The 16360-nt window shown below is 69.3% G+C and carries 17 protein-coding genes; 8 read left to right on the forward strand and 9 right to left on the reverse strand.

The features are described 5' to 3' along the window. Positions 1-293 precede the first annotated feature (293 nt). Positions 294-917, forward strand: coding sequence for a TMEM175 family protein (locus CHC08_RS09360; RefSeq protein ID WP_089206810.1), 624 nt, complete (start codon positions 294-296; stop codon positions 915-917). 1 nt (position 918) lies between these two features. Here the strand turns inward: CHC08_RS09360 and CHC08_RS09365 are convergent, their stop codons facing one another. After that, on the reverse strand, positions 919-2148 hold the full coding sequence (locus CHC08_RS09365) for a cytochrome P450 (protein ID WP_089206811.1): 1230 nt from the start codon (positions 2146-2148) through the stop codon (positions 919-921). 117 nt (positions 2149-2265) lie between these two features. Here CHC08_RS09365 and CHC08_RS09370 point away from each other — a divergent pair, with 117 nt between their 5' ends. Continuing rightward, entirely contained in the window at positions 2266-3678 is a 1413-nt protein-coding gene (locus tag CHC08_RS09370; protein ID WP_089206812.1) for an FG-GAP repeat protein, read from the forward strand. A gap of 178 nt (positions 3679-3856) precedes the next feature. Here CHC08_RS09370 and CHC08_RS09375 read toward each other — a convergent pair whose 3' ends face one another. The 3 genes from CHC08_RS09375 to CHC08_RS09385 form a co-directional block, all read right to left on the reverse strand. After that, the gene (locus tag CHC08_RS09375) at positions 3857-4438 is read right to left on the reverse strand and encodes a hypothetical protein (RefSeq protein ID WP_143653152.1); all 582 of its coding nucleotides are present in this window, start codon (positions 4436-4438) and stop codon (positions 3857-3859) included. A 356-nt stretch (positions 4439-4794) separates the two neighbouring features. Beyond that, positions 4795-6327, reverse strand: coding sequence for an alkaline phosphatase D family protein (locus CHC08_RS09380; protein ID WP_218825206.1), 1533 nt, complete (start codon positions 6325-6327; stop codon positions 4795-4797). A 343-nt stretch (positions 6328-6670) separates the two neighbouring features. Further along, entirely contained in the window at positions 6671-7501 is an 831-nt protein-coding gene (locus tag CHC08_RS09385) for a hypothetical protein (RefSeq protein ID WP_089206815.1), read from the reverse strand. A 212-nt stretch (positions 7502-7713) separates the two neighbouring features. On the opposite strand from CHC08_RS09385, the gene arfB reads away from it, so the two are divergent. Next, a complete protein-coding gene (gene arfB, locus CHC08_RS09390) occupies positions 7714-8136 on the forward strand; it encodes an alternative ribosome rescue aminoacyl-tRNA hydrolase ArfB (protein WP_089206816.1) in 423 nt (140 codons plus the stop codon). Between the two features lie 125 nt (positions 8137-8261). After that, complete coding sequence (locus CHC08_RS09395) at positions 8262-8723, forward strand: NUDIX hydrolase (protein ID WP_089206817.1); 462 nt, start codon at positions 8262-8264, stop codon at positions 8721-8723. On the opposite strand, the gene CHC08_RS09400 is transcribed toward CHC08_RS09395, so the two are convergent. The 3 genes from CHC08_RS09400 to CHC08_RS09410 form a co-directional block, all read right to left on the reverse strand. After that, positions 8720-9352, reverse strand: a complete 633-nt coding sequence (locus CHC08_RS09400) for a hypothetical protein (protein ID WP_089206996.1) — start codon at positions 9350-9352, stop codon at positions 8720-8722. The genes CHC08_RS09395 and CHC08_RS09400 overlap by 4 nt on opposite strands. A 36-nt stretch (positions 9353-9388) precedes the next feature. Continuing rightward, positions 9389-10180, reverse strand: a complete 792-nt coding sequence (locus CHC08_RS09405) for an HAD-IIA family hydrolase (protein ID WP_089206997.1) — start codon at positions 10178-10180, stop codon at positions 9389-9391. 229 nt (positions 10181-10409) lie between these two features. Then, the gene (locus tag CHC08_RS09410; protein ID WP_089206818.1) at positions 10410-11309 is read right to left on the reverse strand and encodes a TIGR03619 family F420-dependent LLM class oxidoreductase; all 900 of its coding nucleotides are present in this window, start codon (positions 11307-11309) and stop codon (positions 10410-10412) included. Positions 11310-11363: 54 nt separating this feature from the next. Between CHC08_RS09410 and CHC08_RS09415 the strand changes: the two genes are divergently transcribed. Continuing rightward, positions 11364-12284 carry a phosphotransferase family protein gene (locus tag CHC08_RS09415; protein ID WP_089206819.1) on the forward strand — a complete coding sequence of 307 codons (921 nt, stop codon included), beginning with the start codon at positions 11364-11366 and terminating at the stop codon, positions 12282-12284. A 46-nt stretch (positions 12285-12330) separates the two neighbouring features. Further along, positions 12331-12606 carry a TFIIB-type zinc ribbon-containing protein gene (locus tag CHC08_RS09420; RefSeq protein WP_089206998.1) on the forward strand — a complete coding sequence of 92 codons (276 nt, stop codon included), beginning with the start codon at positions 12331-12333 and terminating at the stop codon, positions 12604-12606. Between the two features lie 157 nt (positions 12607-12763). On the opposite strand, the gene CHC08_RS09425 is transcribed toward CHC08_RS09420, so the two are convergent. Continuing rightward, positions 12764-14212, reverse strand: coding sequence for a bifunctional phosphatase PAP2/diacylglycerol kinase family protein (locus CHC08_RS09425; RefSeq protein WP_089206820.1), 1449 nt, complete (start codon positions 14210-14212; stop codon positions 12764-12766). Positions 14213-14349: 137 nt separating this feature from the next. On the opposite strand from CHC08_RS09425, the gene CHC08_RS09430 reads away from it, so the two are divergent. Then, positions 14350-14757, forward strand: a complete 408-nt coding sequence (locus tag CHC08_RS09430; protein ID WP_089206821.1) for a nuclear transport factor 2 family protein — start codon at positions 14350-14352, stop codon at positions 14755-14757. A 22-nt stretch (positions 14758-14779) separates the two neighbouring features. On the opposite strand, the gene CHC08_RS09435 is transcribed toward CHC08_RS09430, so the two are convergent. After that, positions 14780-15178 carry a VOC family protein gene (locus CHC08_RS09435; protein WP_089206822.1) on the reverse strand — a complete coding sequence of 133 codons (399 nt, stop codon included), beginning with the start codon at positions 15176-15178 and terminating at the stop codon, positions 14780-14782. A gap of 92 nt (positions 15179-15270) precedes the next feature. Here CHC08_RS09435 and CHC08_RS09440 point away from each other — a divergent pair, with 92 nt between their 5' ends. Continuing rightward, the gene (locus CHC08_RS09440) at positions 15271-16260 is read left to right on the forward strand and encodes a helix-turn-helix transcriptional regulator (RefSeq protein WP_089206823.1); all 990 of its coding nucleotides are present in this window, start codon (positions 15271-15273) and stop codon (positions 16258-16260) included. Positions 16261-16360 lie beyond the last annotated feature (100 nt).

The raw sequence follows: 16360 nt of genomic DNA on the forward strand, positions 1-16360 counted from the left end.
TCCACCCTCGCTCCGCTTCGACGCCCTCGTGTTCGAACAGCCACCGCCTGCCGCTCGCGCGCCACCCATATTTAACCTATGGCAAATATAGTGTGGGTTGGTGAGGCCGCCTCGGGGCTGTCGCGTGCCTCCCCGGTTCTCGTTTGAACGCCTCCTGCCGGTCGACGCCGAGGTGGTTCGAGACTCACCGCATCCGATCCTCACGTGACCCGTCGAGCCGCGGAGACGTTGGCGACGCCGTCGGGCATCGGAAGGTCAGCAAACCGACAACCGTCACCAATTACCCTCTTACGGTGAGCGTAAGCAAATCCCCCGAGCGGCTCGTGTTCTTCAGCGACGCCGTCGTCGCGATCGCCCTGACCCTGCTGGTGCTGCCGCTGGCCGAGGCGGTCCCGGAAGCGGTGGGGCAGCACGTGACCTCGCTGGAGGTGATCACTGAAAATCAGTGGCAGATCTACAGCTTTCTGCTCAGCTTCATCGTCATCGCGCGACTGTGGATATCTCACCACCACGTTTTCGCACAGGTCACGTCCTACAACACTTCCCTGGTGGTGGCGAATCTGGGCTGGCTGCTGACCATCGTGGTGCTGCCGTTCCCCACCGAGATGGTCGGCGCGTTCGGTGGCGACGGGTTCACCACCCTGTTCTACATCGGCACGATTCTGGCCGGCAGCATCTGCCAGCTGGTGATCATTCTGATCATCCGTGGCAACCCCGAGCTCAGAGTGAGTTCGCGCGAGCTGCCCGATCGGCAACGTTTCGGAAGCATGGTCAACACGGTGATCATGTTGCTGGCCCTCACGTTGACGGCGCTGGTGCCCAGGGTCGGTTACTTCTCGATCCTTCTCCTCTTGCTGACTCCCGCGGTCTTCCGGCTGCGCTACCGGCGACCGGCCACGGGCGGCCCGCGGGTCTGACCTAGAAGGTGTACGGCTGGCTGCGCACGCTGTTGTCGAAGTTGGACACCAGCAACTCCGGCTCGCCGACCGAACGGATCCCGGGCAGTCGGGTGAACAGCTCGCGGAACATCGCCCTGATCTCCTGGCGGGCGAGGTTGGCCCCCAGGCAGAAGTGCGGCCCCGGACCGCCGAAGCCCACGTGCGGCTTGGCGTCGCGGGTGATGTCGAACCGGTCGGCGCTTGGAAAAACCGACTCGTCCCGGTTGGCGGAGCCGTAGAAGAGCACGACCTTGTCACCGGCCTTCAGATGCAGGCCGCGCAGGTCGTAGTCCTCGGTGACGGTGCGGCGAAACTGCATGATGGGCGAGACGTAGCGGACCATCTCCTCGATCGCCCCGCCGATGTGCGCGTCGAAGTCCTCGGTCAGCAGTCGCCGCTGCTCGGGGTTGTCGGTGAGCAGCTTGATGCCGTGCGCCATGGTGTTGCGGGCCGTCTCGTTGCCCGCCACGAGCAGGAGCGTGAAGAACGAGCCCAGCTCGCGGTCGGTCAGTCTCTCCCCGTCGACGTTGGCGGTGACCAGCGCCGAGACGAGGTCGCCCCGCGGCGTCGCCGCCCGCTCCCTGCCCAGCTTGATCACCAGGCGCTGCAGGGCGAGCAGGGCGAGCGTGTTCTGGACGGCCATGCCGACCGAGCGCGGCAGGCTGGGCCGTACGCCGGAGTAGGCGGTGGAGACGTCGACCCGCGCGTGGACCTTGACCCGCATCGCGTCGGGGACGCCCATCATGTCGCAGATGACGTGGATGGGCAGGCGGGAGGCCACCTGGCCGACGAAGTCGCCCGGCCCGGCGGCCACAGCGTCGTCGACGATCCGCGCGCACGCGGCGTCGATGTCACCCTGCAGGTTGCCCAGCATCTTCGGGCTGAACGCGCGGGAGACGATGCGGCGCAGCCGGGCGTGCCGGGGGTCGTCCATGTTGACCATGGACTCACCGAACACGTGCCTCACCCAGCCGGGCGGCTCGGGGCTGGTCACACCGGGCTCGCTGGAGAACACCCTGGCATTGCGGCCGGCCTCCACCACGTCGGCGTGCCGGACCAGGGCGTAGAACCCCCCGCCCGAGCGGAGCAGCGGCACCCGCTTCTCCTCGAAGAACACCGGCAGGTCCAGATCCCGGAGGCGCGCGAACGCCTCATACCGCTCCTTGAGCGGACGCCGCCAGAATCCCAGGTCGGCCAGGTCGATTTCCATGTCACCGATCCTGGCACGTTCCCTGTCTCATTCCTGGCACATTCTTTACTGCGCTGGTCATGTGGATTTCATGTCCCTGTGGGCAGGGTGTCCGAATCTACGTAAACCATTACAAGTATGAGAGCCGCGCTCCTCGCCTCCGCAGTCCTCGCCTGCCTCCTCGTTCCCGTCTCTCCCGCCGTCGCGAACGCCTGCTCCGGCCTCCCCTCCGACTTCGACGGTGACGGGCGGGCCGATCTCGCCGTCGCCGCCCCGTACACCGAGGTCGGCGGGCACGCCCGCGCCGGATCCGTCACCGTCCTGTACGGCATGCGGACCAAAAAGCAGCTCACCCAGGACAGCCCCGACGTGCCCGGTGAGGCCGCGACCGGGGACTCGTTCGGTTCGGCGCTGGCGACCGGGGACTTCGACGGCGACCACTGTGCCGACCTGGCCGTGGGCGTCTCCGAGAAGGACCGCTCCCGGACGGGCGACGACGGTGACGGCGTCGTGCAGCTGTTCCACGGTTCGCCGGACGGCCTGCGCCCCGGCAAGGTGATCGACGCCGGGGACCTGGGCCGCAAGCGCGGCGCCGGACGGTTCGGGGCCGCGCTCGCCGCCGGGGACCTGGACGGCGACGGGGAGGACGAGCTCGTGATCGGCGCCCCCGGGCTGGGCGGAGGCGCGGTCGGCGTCTACGGCTTCAAGGGGCGCAAGCCGTACATGATCACCCAGAGAACCGGCTGGGTCCGGCAGCCCGAGCAGGAGACCGACCAGTTCGGCGGCGTGCTCGCCACCGGGGACTTCAACGGGGACGGCCGGGCCGAGGTCGCGGTGGGCGCGCCCGCCGACACGATCCTGAAGAACGGCGGCCAGGGCTCGGTCACCGTGCTCGACGTCCGCGGCAAGAAGGCGAGCCTGCTCACCCAGGACAGCCCCTCGATCGCCGGCCTCGGCGAGGCCTGGGACTCCTTCGGCGCCGCGCTGGCCACCGGCGACTTCAACGCCGACGGCCGCGACGACCTGGCGATCGGGGTGCCGGGCGAGGGACTGACCGACAACCAGCGGGCGATGGACTACGGCGACGGCACCGTGGACGTCGTCTACGGCTCCTCCGGAGGGCTACGGACGGCGAGCACGGAGGCCTGGTCGCAGCGCTCGCTCAAAGGCGAGCCACGCTACTACGACCGGTTCGGCGCGTCCCTGGCCGCGGGAGACCTCAACGGCGACGGGGACGACGAGCTGACGATCGGCGTGCCGGGCGAGAACGCCGTCCAGGTGCTCGCCGGTGGTCGCTCCGGTGGCCTGACCAAGGACAACAACCTGCTGATCACCGGTAAGGGCGGCGACTTCGGGGCGGCTCTGGCCACGACCCCCGACCGCGGGCTGATCGTCGCCGCTCCGGGCGACGGCAAGCTGACCCTGCTCCGCGGATCCGCGAAGAAGGGTGCGTACCCGGGCGTGCGCCCGGGTACGGCGAAGACCTTGGCCACCGGCACCGGGCACGCACTCTTCGGTTACGCGATCACGGGATCCTCCGCCTCACGCTGACCAGGGGCGGGACCGTACACACAGTCTCACGCTGCGACGCCCTTGCGAGATCTCCGTACGGAGAGCTGACCGGCCTCGCGAGAACGCCGCACCTGACCGGCGCCAGGGCGGCTTTCTCGCGTCGGCCCGTCACCAAACACCTGCAACGGGGAGACCCCGTCCTTCGGGGCGGGAGATGTCAGAGGATTCTCGTCGTCGCCTTGATGTTGAGGCGGACCTTCTTCGCAAGCTTGCCGAGGCTCGCGCCAGGATCCTTGGTGGCGAGCACGCCGAACTTGACCGTGGCGGTGCTGCGGCGTGATCCTGCCCAGGCGCGGACGCGGACGGTGGTCGAGTCGCCCTTGTCGAGGGAGGTGATCCAGCAGGACAGGTCCCGCCGCTTGACGGAGCATTTGACGCTGCGCGGCTTCGAGATCACCTTGATCTTGCGGAACCCGCTGGGGAAGTCACCGAGGAGGGCCACGTAGTGCTGGCCGCCGGCCTTCCTGTTGCGGATCTTGACGGTGAAGACGATGGACCCGCCCCGGCGGACGTGCTTGGGGAAGGAGATCTCGTAGCCGAAGTTGGCGACGGCCGCGGCGGACGACACCGTCCCGCCGGATGCCGATACGGCCTCTGCGGCGACGGACGCGGAGGCGGCGGTCGGGATGGTCACGGCGGCGGCGGGACCCGCGGCCATGGCTTGGCTCTGAATGAGGAGGGGGCTGCCCAACGCGACGGCGAGAGCCGCAGCGGTGAGCCTCGCGGGGAGACGACTCATATGCCGCATCATGCAACAAATATCCGAGAAATCCCCCTGCGGTTTTTAGACCGGTGAAAATTGTCCCCTTTAGGCCAGTGATGACTGGCCCACTTTGAAGTCGTTGACGGTCGTCCCGTCTATAGGTGACGACCGTCCCGCCTTTGGGTGACGACGTTCGGTCTATAGGTGACGACCGTCCCGCCTTTGGGTGACGACGTTCGGTCTATAGGTGACGACCGTCCCGCCTTTGGGTGACGACGTTCGGTCTATAGGTGACGACCGTTTCGTCTTTGGAAGACGCCCGTTCCGCTTTCAGGCCGGTGACGGCCGTCTCGCCTTACGACGGTGACAACCGTCTCGTTTTCGGAGCAGTTTCAGAGCAGTGCCGACTGCCCCGCCGGGATGGTGAATCGGGCACCGGTCTTCGCGGGGGCGCCACGGCGGCTGATGTAGTCCAGCGTGCGGAAGTCGGCCTGCAGTTCCTCGGAGTCGATCCGGCAGATGATGTAACCGCGCCGCTGGTCGATGTAGGAGATATGCGGGTTCTCCTCGATCGTCTCGGCCATCCGGCCCTTGTCCCGGTAGCCGTCACCGTCGCTGGCGATCGAGGAGGTGACAAGCTCCACCGCCACCTTGGGAGAGTCGGGATCGTTGAAGTCGAGCCTGAGGTCGGCCGCGTGATGCATGTGCGCGTCACCGGTCAGCACGACCGGGTTGGTCGCCCCGGAGTCCCGGAAGCCGGTCAGCAGGCGGGTGCGCTCGGCGGCGTAGCCGTCCCAGGAGTCCATGTTGACCTCGATGCCCGGGCCGACCTTGGAGTCGCGCTGGGCCATCAGGACCTGCTGGCCGACCAGGTTCCAGTGGGCGTCCGAGGAGGCCAGCCCGTCGAGCAGCCAGTGCCGCTGGTCCTCTCCCAGCAGGGTGCGCTCGGTCGCGAGCCGGTCGTCGCAGCCCGACCTGAGCCCGTCCTCGCACGCCTGGTCGTCGCGGAACTGCCGGGTGTCGAGCAGGTGGAACCGGGCCAGAGGTCCCCAGTCCACCCGCCGGTGGATCCGCATCGACGCCCCGCCGGGCAGGCTCGCGCGGCGCAGCGGCATGTTCTCGTAGTAGGCCTGGAAGGCGTGGGCCTTGCGCTGGTCGAACCCCGGGAGGTCGTAGTTGGAGTCGTCACCGGCCCAGTTGTTCTCGATCTCGTGGTCGTCGAAGGCGACCAGCCAGGGCGCGACCAGGTGCGCCGTCTGCAGATCGGCGTCGCTCTTGTACTGCGCGTGCCGCAGCCGGTAGTCGGCCAGCGTGTCGCACTTGCCGGGGGTGTGGTGGCGGACGTTCCCGCCGGGGGCGGTGTATCCCTTGGGCGCGTACTCGTACATGTAGTCGCCCAGGTGCACGACCAGGTCCGGGTCCTGCTCGGCCAGCCTCTTGTACGCCGTGTAGTAACCGTGTTCGTACTGCGCGCAGGCGGCGATGGCGAGGGTCATCGAGGACATCACGGCCGGGGCGGTACGGGTGCGGCCGACCCGGGACAGGTGGCCGCCGGCGCGGAAGCGATAGAAGTACTCGGTGCCGGGTTCCAGCCCCTTCGGCTCCGCGTGGACGCTGTGCGCCTGCTTCCAGCGCGCGGTCTCCCTGCCCTTGCGAACCACCTTCGCGAACCGCTCGTCGAGGGCCAGCTCCCACTCGACGTCCACGTCCCGGGTCGACATCCCGCCCTGGCCGTCCGGTCCGAGCGGGTCGACGGCGAGCCTGGTCCACAGCACGACCCCGTCCCTTGACGGATCGCCGGAGGCGATGCCGAGGGTGAACGGATCACGAGCGAGGGTTCTGGCCGGACTGACACCGGCCCCGGTGAGCAACAGGCCGCCCGCACTCGCGGCGGCGATGGACATGAACACTCTGCGCGACGGCATCTGCTCCACGTCATCAGTGCAACGGTTCCAGCTGTCCCCGCCGTGGCCTGCGAATCAAGGCAGGATGAACAACCGTCGCACAGGCAAGCTCATTACCCACCGTCATGAACAGCGCCCGACCGGCAGGCGACATTCCGGCGAAGGCCTGCCCCTTCTCCGGTGACCGCCGGTGAGACCCACGCCGGCACCGGCATTGACACCGGCCCTGACTTCCGGCCCCCGGGACGCGCTCCGATGCGACCTCGCGGGAGCGGTGCTCCACGGAGCCGGGACGCGCTCCAGCACCGGCAGCACGATGACGGCCTCGCGGGAGGGTGACCCCACGGAGTTCAGGGGCTCGGGTTCACAGGTAGGGCTTCAGGTGGCTGTTGAGCGCGCCGCAGCCCAGATATTTCTCCACGGTGTGGAAGTCGAGCCAGTCCAGGTTGACCAGCGCCTCCTGGTCGACCCCGGTGAAACAGCCCCGCAGGCCCGGCGGGATCGCCACGATGTCGTCCTTGTCGGCGATGTTGACCCAGCGCTTCACCTTCCGCGGACGTTCGCCCCAGCCGTTGACCGGTGCGGGCATCAGATGCTCGAAGATCACGTTGCGCATGCCGAGCGGGCTGCCGAGAGTGATCAGCAGGTCCACCTCCAGATCGGGATTGGCCCACAACGTCTCGTAGGTCACCACGCTGCCCAGCGAGTGCGCGATCACGACCTTCGGCCGGTTGCGCCTGATCACCTCGGCCACCGCCGCGCGCGACTTCGCCCGCGCCTCGCTGCCGGCGGCCATGTAGGCGGCGACCTCCGGGCAGAAGAGCTTGGCGAAGTCGGCGGCGTTGGCCTGCATGTGATCCAGCAGCCAGCCCGTCATCCGGTGCAGGGCCCCGGTCAGCCCCTCCCCCATCGAGTCGACCTGCTTGGCCCAGGCGACGAAGATCTTCTGGGCGCCGACGTCCATGGTCTGCACGGCGAGGAGGGCTTCGTCCTTGCTCTCGCCCAGCAGGTGGGCGTAGTAGGCGACCTCGGTGATGTAGCGCTCCTTGGCGTACGGCTTGCCGCCGGTCAGGCCCTGGTGCAGGTAGCGGTCCCACTTGTCGCGCATCGCGGTGGCCGCGCCGGCGACCGAGTTACCGCTGTCGCGGTAGTAGTGGTACTTCCCGATCCCGTGCACACCAACGATCTTGTCCATGCACCCCCGCCTCCCGTTCATGGATGTGTAGGACAACCGGAGTCACTGTGGCGGAAGGAATCGGGCACCACAAGACCGCGGCGCGTCCGGCGGGAACAGCGGCGACCCGAAACTCGTCAGGGCGGATCAAACGGGGCATAAATCATTTGATCGATGGGTGTGCCCCCTCGCTATTCTGAATGCACATCCCCTGCGAAAAGGAAGTCATCGCCATGCCCGGTCCGCTCCAGATCAGCGGTTCGGTCTCCGTCCCCGAGGCCGAACTCAACTGGCGGTTCTCCCGTTCCTCGGGTCCCGGAGGGCAGGGGGTCAACACCACCGACAGCCGGGTCGAGCTCAGCTTCGACGTGGCGGCCACCGAGGCACTCGGCCCGCTCTTCAAGACCCGCGCCCTCGAACGCCTCGGTTCCCGCCTGGTGAACGGCGTGATCACCATCGCCGCCTCGGAGTTCCGCTCCCAGTTGCGCAACCGCGAGGCCGCCGAGATGCGCCTGGCCCAGATCCTGCGCGAGGCGATCGCCCCGCCCCCCAAGAAGCGCCGCCCGACCAAGCCCAGCAAGGGCGCCATCCAGCGGCGCATTACCGCCAAGAAGCAACGCTCCGACCTCAAGCGCCTGCGCAGGGACGATCACTGACCCCGTTTCCCGCCTGGGCCGCCGCGGGGAACCACCGCGTCCCGGCCGGGGGCGCGTGCGGGCTACGGGACCGGCGGTCGACACGGATCCTCGGCGCGGCCGGAACGGGGTGCCACAATGGGAAGATGTCCTCTGTCTCCACCGTCCGTGCCGTTCCCAGTGTTCGTGCCGTACTCCTCGACGACGACAAACTCGTGCTGTTCCGGCGCACGGTCCCCGGCAAGGAGCTCTACTGGTCGATCCCGGGCGGCCACGTCGAGCCCGAGGACGCCTCCCTGGAGGACACCCTTCACCGGGAGGTCCTGGAGGAGCTCGGCGCCATCGTCTCCGACGTCACCCCGTTGACCACCCTGGAATGCGCCCGCGACGAGGGGGTCAAGACCCAGCACGTCTACGGCTGCCGTCTGGTATCCATGGATCTCGCCCTGCGCTGCGGCCCCGAGTTCGTCGACCCCGCCCGCGGCCTCTACGAGGTGGTACGGCTCCCCCTCGACCCCGCCGAGATCATCGCCATCAACCTGGTCCCCCTGGAGCTCGGCGACTACCTCGCCGACCACATCACCCGCCTGCCCGACCTGATCTCCTAGGTCCGGCGGTCCTCCATCTCCCAGAGATGGTCGACGACGTGCCAGACGATACGTCGGGCGGCGTAGCGGGCGGGCCAGCCCCCGTCGACCACGGGGGCACCGCTCGAAGGTTCGGCCAGCACCCCGGCGATCTCCGCCCGGATGGCCGCCAGCCCGGCGGCGTCGTGGAACGGCCTGTGCCGGACCCCGATCTTGCGGGCGTAGGCACGCTCGGCGTTGATCACGTGGGCGACCATCTTGTCCCGGTCCCTGCCGCCGCCGCGCGGGCCCTTGCGCAGCTCCTCCGGCGAATCGGCCGTGGCCTCGTCGAAGAGCTGCCACGCCGCCCTGACCAGCGCGACGGTGCGCTCCGCCTCGTCCGCCCCCACCGGCCGCGCGTCCAGCTCGGGGATCGCCTCGATCGCCCCGAAGTCGGTCGTCGATCCCCCCTTGGCCCGCTCCTCGACCACCGGGTCCCCCGGCTCGAACACCAGCCCGGCCCGCTCGGCGACCACCCGGTAGCGCGGTGCGTAGTCCACCAGCGCCTCCAGGGCGAGCTCCTCCGATTTGCCGATCCGGCACCATCCCGGCCACTCCACCGAGCAGGCGAAGACCTTCTTCGGGCCGATCTCCAGATAAGTGCGTGTCATGTCCGGCAGCATTCCAGCAGTAGGTGACAGCTGTCGTCAGGTACCGCTGTCGATCATCGGGATCAGGTCGGCGACCGAGTCGACCACCTGGGACGGGCGGAACGGGTAGCGGTCGATCTGATCCTTGCTCACGACGCCGCTGAGCACCAGGATCGTGTGCAGCCCGGCCTCCATGCCGGAGACGATGTCGGTGTCCATGCGATCGCCGATCATGGCGGTGCTCTCGCTGTGGCCGTCGATGGCCCGCAGCGCGCTGCGCATCATCATCGGGTTGGGCTTGCCCACGAAGTAGGGCTCCACGCCGGTCGCCTTGGTGATCATCGCCGCGACCGCGCCGCAGGCGGGCAACGAGCCCTCGTTGGACGGGCCGACCGGGTCGGGGTTGGTGGCGATGAACCTGGCGCCGCCCTCGATCAGCCGGATGGCCCGGGTGATCTGGGTGAAGCTGTAGGTGCGGGTCTCGCCGAGCACCACGTAGTCGGGGTCGATGTCGGTGAGGATGTAGCCGCTCTCGTGCAGGGCGGTGGTCAGACCGGCCTCGCCGATGACGTAGGCCGAGCCGCCGGGACGCTGGTCGTCCAGGAACTTCGCGGTGGCCAGGGCCGAGGTCCAGATCGACTCCTGCGGGATGTCGAGACCGGCCGCGCGCAGCCGTACCGCCAGGTCACGCGGGGTGTAGATGGAGTTGTTGGTCAGGACCAGAAACCGCTTGCCGGACTCGCGCAGGCGGCGGATGAACTTGTCGGCGCCGGGCACCGGCTGTCCTTCGTGGACGAGAACCCCGTCCATGTCCGACAACCAGCACTCGATCGGCTTGCGTTCCGTCACCGTTCCCCCGTGTTCCAGTCCGAATAGGTACGGGACCAAGGATGACAGGTGCGAGGTGAACGGCACATCATCAGCTCGCACCTGTCATCTGATTTCATCGGAAATCGGAAATCGACAACCGGTCGTTCGCCCTGGGCCACGACAGGATTCCACCGTACGGACGCCTGACCGAACGGGTGTCCGGCCAGACGGACGTCCGACCGGCCGAGCGTCCGGGCCGGGCGGTCGATCAGGGTGCGAGCGCCTCCAGCGCCGCCTCGGCCCGGTACATCGACTCCCCGGGGTCGGCGTCGGGCGAGCCGATCTCCGGGTCGAAGTTGAGGTCGTGGAAGACGTCCGTGACCCCCTTGGCCTCAAGCTGGGCGACATCCTGCCGGATCTCCTCGAACGAGCCGGTCAGCGGAGCGCGGCCGGGCATGTCCGACGGCCGGACCCGGGTGACGGCCCGGGTGACGAAGCGCAGCGCCTCGGGGTCGCGCCCGGCCTCCCGGGCCGCTTCCTTTACAATGTAGATTTTTTCATCGATGCGGTCGAGGTTCTCGCTGCTCGCGCTGATCCAGCCGTCCGCCAGCCGTCCCGCTCGCCGCAGCGCCACCTCCGCGGATCCGCCCAGCAAGATCGGCGGCGCGACGGCCGGCTTGGGATCCTGGTGCACGGGCGGCAACCGGTAGAACTCGCCCTCGTGCTCCACGGTCTCCTCCGACCAGAGCCGCCTCAGCACGTGGATGAACTCCTCCCCGCGCCGTCCCCGCCGCTCGAACGGCACCCCCGACGCGACGAACTCCTCCCGCATCCAGCCCAGCCCGAGGCCGACGTCCAGCCGGCCCTCGGACAGCAGCTGGAGGCTCGTCAACTGCTTGGCCAGCAGCGCCGGCGAGGCGAACGGCATGTTGAGCACCGCCACCCCGAGCCGGACACGGCTGGTCACCCCCGCGAGATAGGCCAGCGTGACCACCGGGTCGTGCACACTGCGGTAGACCGGGCCCATCGAGTGCCCCCGGGGGTACAGCAGGCGCTGGAAGGTCCACACCTCGTGGTATCCGAGCTCCTCGGCCCTGCGGGCGATTCGCATCATGTTGCCGGGCGTCGCCCATGATCCAGACACCGGTACCGCAAATCCGATCCTCATACCTTGCACTTTACGGCTCTACGGCACGGCCGTGATCAGTGGTTCACTTACCCGATGAGTCACAGCGACCCCCTGCTTGACGAGCTCCGCCGGATCGCCGTCCAGTACGGCGGAGCGCCCGCCGAGGTGCTGCCGACCCGCCCAGACGTGATCATCGTCCGGGCCGGGCCCGTCGTGGTGAAGGCGCACGCCCCCGGGGCCGAGCGAGAGCCACTGGTGGAGCGGATGCGGGCCACCGCCCACCCCTCGCTGCGCGGGATCGTGCTCGAACCGGTGACCGAGGAGGTCATGGTCGTCGGCGACCGGCTGGTCACCGTGTGGCCGGCCGGGACCCCGGTGGACCACCTGAACCCGGATGCCGCCCCCTGGGAGGCCGCCGCGCGGCTGCTGGCGCGGATGCACGCCGTACCGGCGGGGGCGCTGCTCCCGCTGCGGGCGGCGGGCGGCCCCGCGAAGGTGGCCTCGATGGTCGCCCGCCTGGACGGCGACTCCGCCGCCGAGCTGGTCGTGCGCCGGGCGTTCACCTGCCTACCCGACCTCGACGCGGAGCTTGTCTGGGAGCCCTTCTCGGAATCGTTCTCGCTGACCCACGGCGACTGGCACATGGGCCAGATGGTCCGCGCGCCCGACGAGTGGATCCTCATCGACGTCGACGACCTGGGCGTCGGCGACCCGGCCTGGGATCTGGCCAGGCCCGCCGCCTGGTTCGCGGCCGGACTGCTGGAGCCGGAGGTGTGGAACCGCTTCCTGGACGCCTACCGCGCCGAGGGCGGGTGCGCCGTACCGCGGGACGGCGATCCCTGGGAGCGGCTGAACCTGCCGGCGCAGGCGACGACCGTGCAGCTCACGGCGGGACTGGTGGTCACCGCCAAGAGGGAGGGGCGCCCGATGGGCGAGGCGGAGCAGACGATGATCGACGCCTGTCTGAGGATTATCCGGCTCCGAAGCGCCTGCCAGAGCGTATCCACGCAGTAGGTTGTGGATACAGAAGCACCAGCCCCAGGACAAGGAGATCAGCCAGATGCAGTGCCCCAAGTGTCGGGGCGCCATGCGTACGTATGAGCGCAACGGCGTCCACATCGACCAGTGCGAAAGCTGTCGCGGAATCTTCCTGGACTACGGCGAGCTCGAGACCCTGACCCGCATGGAAGGCCAGTGGTCCCAGCAGCACCAGGCCGCTCCCCCGCCGCCTCCGCCGATGCACGGCGCTCCCGCCTGGGGTGCTCCGCAGCACGGCCACTACGGCCATCGCCCGCGTCGTCAGCAGGGCTTGTTCGGGATGCTCTTCTCCTCCTGATCTCCTCCTGATCCGACCGGGAGACACGCGAGGCCGCGATCTCACGACGAGGTCGCGGCCTTCGCCGTCCCGGAGCCTTTCGGCAGCCGTTCGGCGGGGCGCTCCGCGCCGGGCGAGCCGAGCGCCCTCCCGTTCGCCGTGGTTCACCGTGACCGCGCTACCCCTCCGGGCGGACCACCAGCAAGGACCGGGGGCGCTTGACGAACTCCACGTCGCCGGACACGGTGAACGTCTCGCCGTCGCATGCCACCCGCACCGATCCCGAGGGCGAGGAGACCTTCAGGGTGTCGGCCTGCCACTGCTGGTAGTGCCTGGACAGGCCGATCCCGCCCAGCAGCACGCTGGTGAACGCGCGCAGCCGGGGCAGCCGGGAGGTGGCGGTCAGCACCCGGATGTCCAGCAGCCCGTCCTCCAGTCTCCGGCGCAGGCGCGGGGCGGCTCCGCGCGAGTCGTAGAGGCAGTTGCCGACGAACAGCGTCCAGATCCGGCGGGGGACCCCGTCGATGACCACCTCCTCGGGCTCGGCGGTGCGCAGCACGCGGCTCAGCGCCCACAGCAGCGCGGGCCACTTGCCGGCACGCTGCTCGATGGACTCGCGCCGGTCGACGACCTCCGGGTAGACGCCGAGACCGGCGCTGTTGAGAAAGACCCTGCCCGCCACCTCCCCCACGTCCACCGCGACCATCCCGCCGGAGCGGTAGGCGGTCATCGCGTCCTGGGTGTCGCGCAGGCCGAGGGCCCCGGCGAAGTGGCCGGGCGCGGGCGCCGGGATGATCAGCAACGGTCTGCGGTGCTCCAGCGCGGCCCGCGCCCCGCGGCTGACCGTGCCGTCGTCCCCGGCGACGGCGAGCACCCGGGCGCGGGCGGCGGCCTCGCCCATGAGCCCGGTCACGTCCTGCCCGTCCGCCCCGGGCACCTCGACCACCTCGGCCTTGGACAGCGAGGCCCGCACCGTCTCGGCCGTGACCGGAGCGCCGCCCGCCGCGGAGCCGATCACCGCCACCACGCCCTGGCCGTCGAGGTCGTGGCCGGGCATCGGCGGCGCGGTGACGACGCGCGGCGCTCCCGTCACGGCCTCCGGCCACAGACGCCGGGTGACCAGCCCGGTCGCCACCCCGATCCCCGCTCCCACGAGCACGTCGCCCGGATAGTGCACCCCGGTGTAGACCCGGGAGAAGCAGACCGCGGCCGCCAGGAGCGCGACGGGGGCGGCGACCACGAGGGGCGCCTCCATGGCCACGGCGGTGGCGAAGGCGGCGGCCGAGGCCGAGTGTCCCGAGGGGAACGACGCCGACACGGGCACCTTGACCCTTCGCGCCATCGGAAATCCGTCCAGCGACGGCCGGTTCCGGCCGAAGGCCTGCTTGCCGACCAGATTGACCAGCGGGCTGGCCAGGCTGACCGCGAGCAATCCCCTGGTCGCGGCACGGCGCAGCGGCCGGTGGCCGCTGACGGCCAGCGCCCCGGCGACCCCCGCCCACAGGAGCGAGTTGTCGGCCACGCGCGACAGCGCGGGCACAAAACGTTCGAGGCCGTGAAGTCTCGCGCCCGCCACCATGGCGAACAACCGCCGGTCCAGCCTGCCCAGCCGCGAGCTCAACCGCATGGCCGTCCCCTTTTCGCGTGACTGTGATCGAACAGGAACTTGATTCTGCCGCGTACCCCGATCCTCGGCGCACACCCCTCTGTTCTCCCCTCATCATCCAAGCAGAGGAGTCGTTCACGGAAACAGCGAGGACATGGATGAGCTGGGGCTACCCGGTCCTCGTGGGGTCCGTGCCGGGCCTCACCGCCTGCCGGGCTCGCGCCCGGTACATCGCCACCTGGAACGAGACCGACCCGGTCGCCCGCCGTACGGAGATCGAGCGGATCTGGGCCGAGGACGGCTCCTACACCGACCCGATCGCGGTCGCCGAAGGACTGGAGGCGATCGACGCCACGATCGCCGCCGTGCAGGGCCGGTTCCCCGGTTTTGTCTTCGCGCTGGCCGGACCGGTGGACGCCCACCACGACATCGCCCGCTTCACCTGGGAGCTGGGCCCGGCCGGCGGCGAGAGCCTCGTGGTCGGGTTCGACGTCGCGGTGCTCACCGAGGACGGCCGCATCAGCAGGGTGCACGGCTTCCTCGACAAGGTCCCCGCTCAGGTGTGATGCCTCGGTGTGTCCGAGCTTCTCAACGTGCGAACTTCTCGATGGCCGCCGGGGTGACGGGGGTGAAGAAGTTGACGAGGTTACCGTCGGGGTCTCGGAACAGCAGCGACCTGTTGCCCCAGGGCATCGTGGTGGGCTCGGTGACGAAGTCGGTGACGAAGCCGGTCAGGTTCCGGTGAACGCGGTCCACGTCGTCGACGAGGAACTCGGTGATCACGCTGTGGTTGTCCGCCAGGCGGGCAGAGCCCGGGGCGAACAGCGGGACGGTGCGGGTGCCGGCGATCGCGAGGGTCGCGCCCGCGGTCTTGAGTTCGGCGAAGTCTTCGGTGGCCCACGTCGCCCGCGCCCCCGTGGCTCGCTCGTAGAACTCGACAAGGCGCGCTACGTCGCTGGTGATGATGCGGATGGAGACGAAGTCCATGAGATCTCCTTGGCTGTGCTGAAGGCGTGCGCTTCGCAGGCTAGGAGAAATAGTGGACAGAATCGGTCCAGTATTCGCATTAGGTTGTGCACATGTCTCGACCCACCGGCCGCGTGCTGACGCTCCTGGAGCTGCTGCAGTCGGGCGGCACCCGGACCGTGGCCGAACTCGCCGACCGGCTCGGCGTCGAAGGGCGCACCGTGCGGCGGTATGTGGACCAGCTGATCGACCTGGACGTGCCCGTGGAATCGGTGCGCGGCCGCTACGGCGGGTACCGGCTCGCCCCCGGGTACCGCTTGCCTCCGCTCATGCTCAGCGACGACGAGGCGCTGGCCGTGCTGCTCGGCCTGGTCGCCGGCCGCCGAGCGGGATTGACGACGGCGGAGCGCACGGCAAACGAGACGGCGTCGGCGAAGATCCGGCGGGTGCTGCCCAAACACATCGCCCGTCGGCTCGACGCACTCCTGGAGGCTCTCGCCTTCACGGATCAGCCCGGCGAGTTCGACACCCCGGACGCCGGGATCCTGCTCGCCGTCGCCGATGCGGTGCGCCACCGCCGACCGGTCTCGATCCGCTACACCGACCGCGACGGACGGCGCAGCGAACGGACGCTGCACGCGTACGGGATCGTCGCCCATTCGGGCCGGTGGTACGTCACGGGCAAGGACGCCCGGATCGGCGAGGACCGGACCTTCCGGCTCGATCGCATCGCAGACGCTAGGACCCTGCCCGGCTTTTTCGAAGCGCCCACGGGTCCCGGTCCGGCACAGCGCGTGTTGTCAGGGTTCGCCACGGCCGAATACCGGCATGAGGTGACCTTGCGTATCCACGGGACGGTCGAGCAGATCCGCGCCCACCTTCCCGCCGGCATCGCGAGCCTGGAGGAGCACGAGCCCGCGGCAGGCCAGGACCGGGCGTCCGAGCGCTGGCTGCGCGTCGAGTTACGGGCGCAGCGGCTCGACTGGTTGCCTCCGGTGCTCGCCTCACTCGACCGGCCGTTTGTCATCGAGCGCCCCGATGAACTGCGCGACGTCGTCATCGCGCTCGCCGACCGTCTCGCGTCCTGCGCCCGTCAAACCTGACAGCGAGGAACCAACGTCATGAGATGGCACGCGCGGACTGCCGATGTCCCCCTCTTCAACGATTCTCACATTTGGGATATGGTCTCGAATATGAGAATCG

This window comes from Streptosporangium subroseum, assembly GCF_900188345.1.
Lineage (GTDB): Bacteria > Actinomycetota > Actinomycetes > Streptosporangiales > Streptosporangiaceae > Streptosporangium > Streptosporangium subroseum.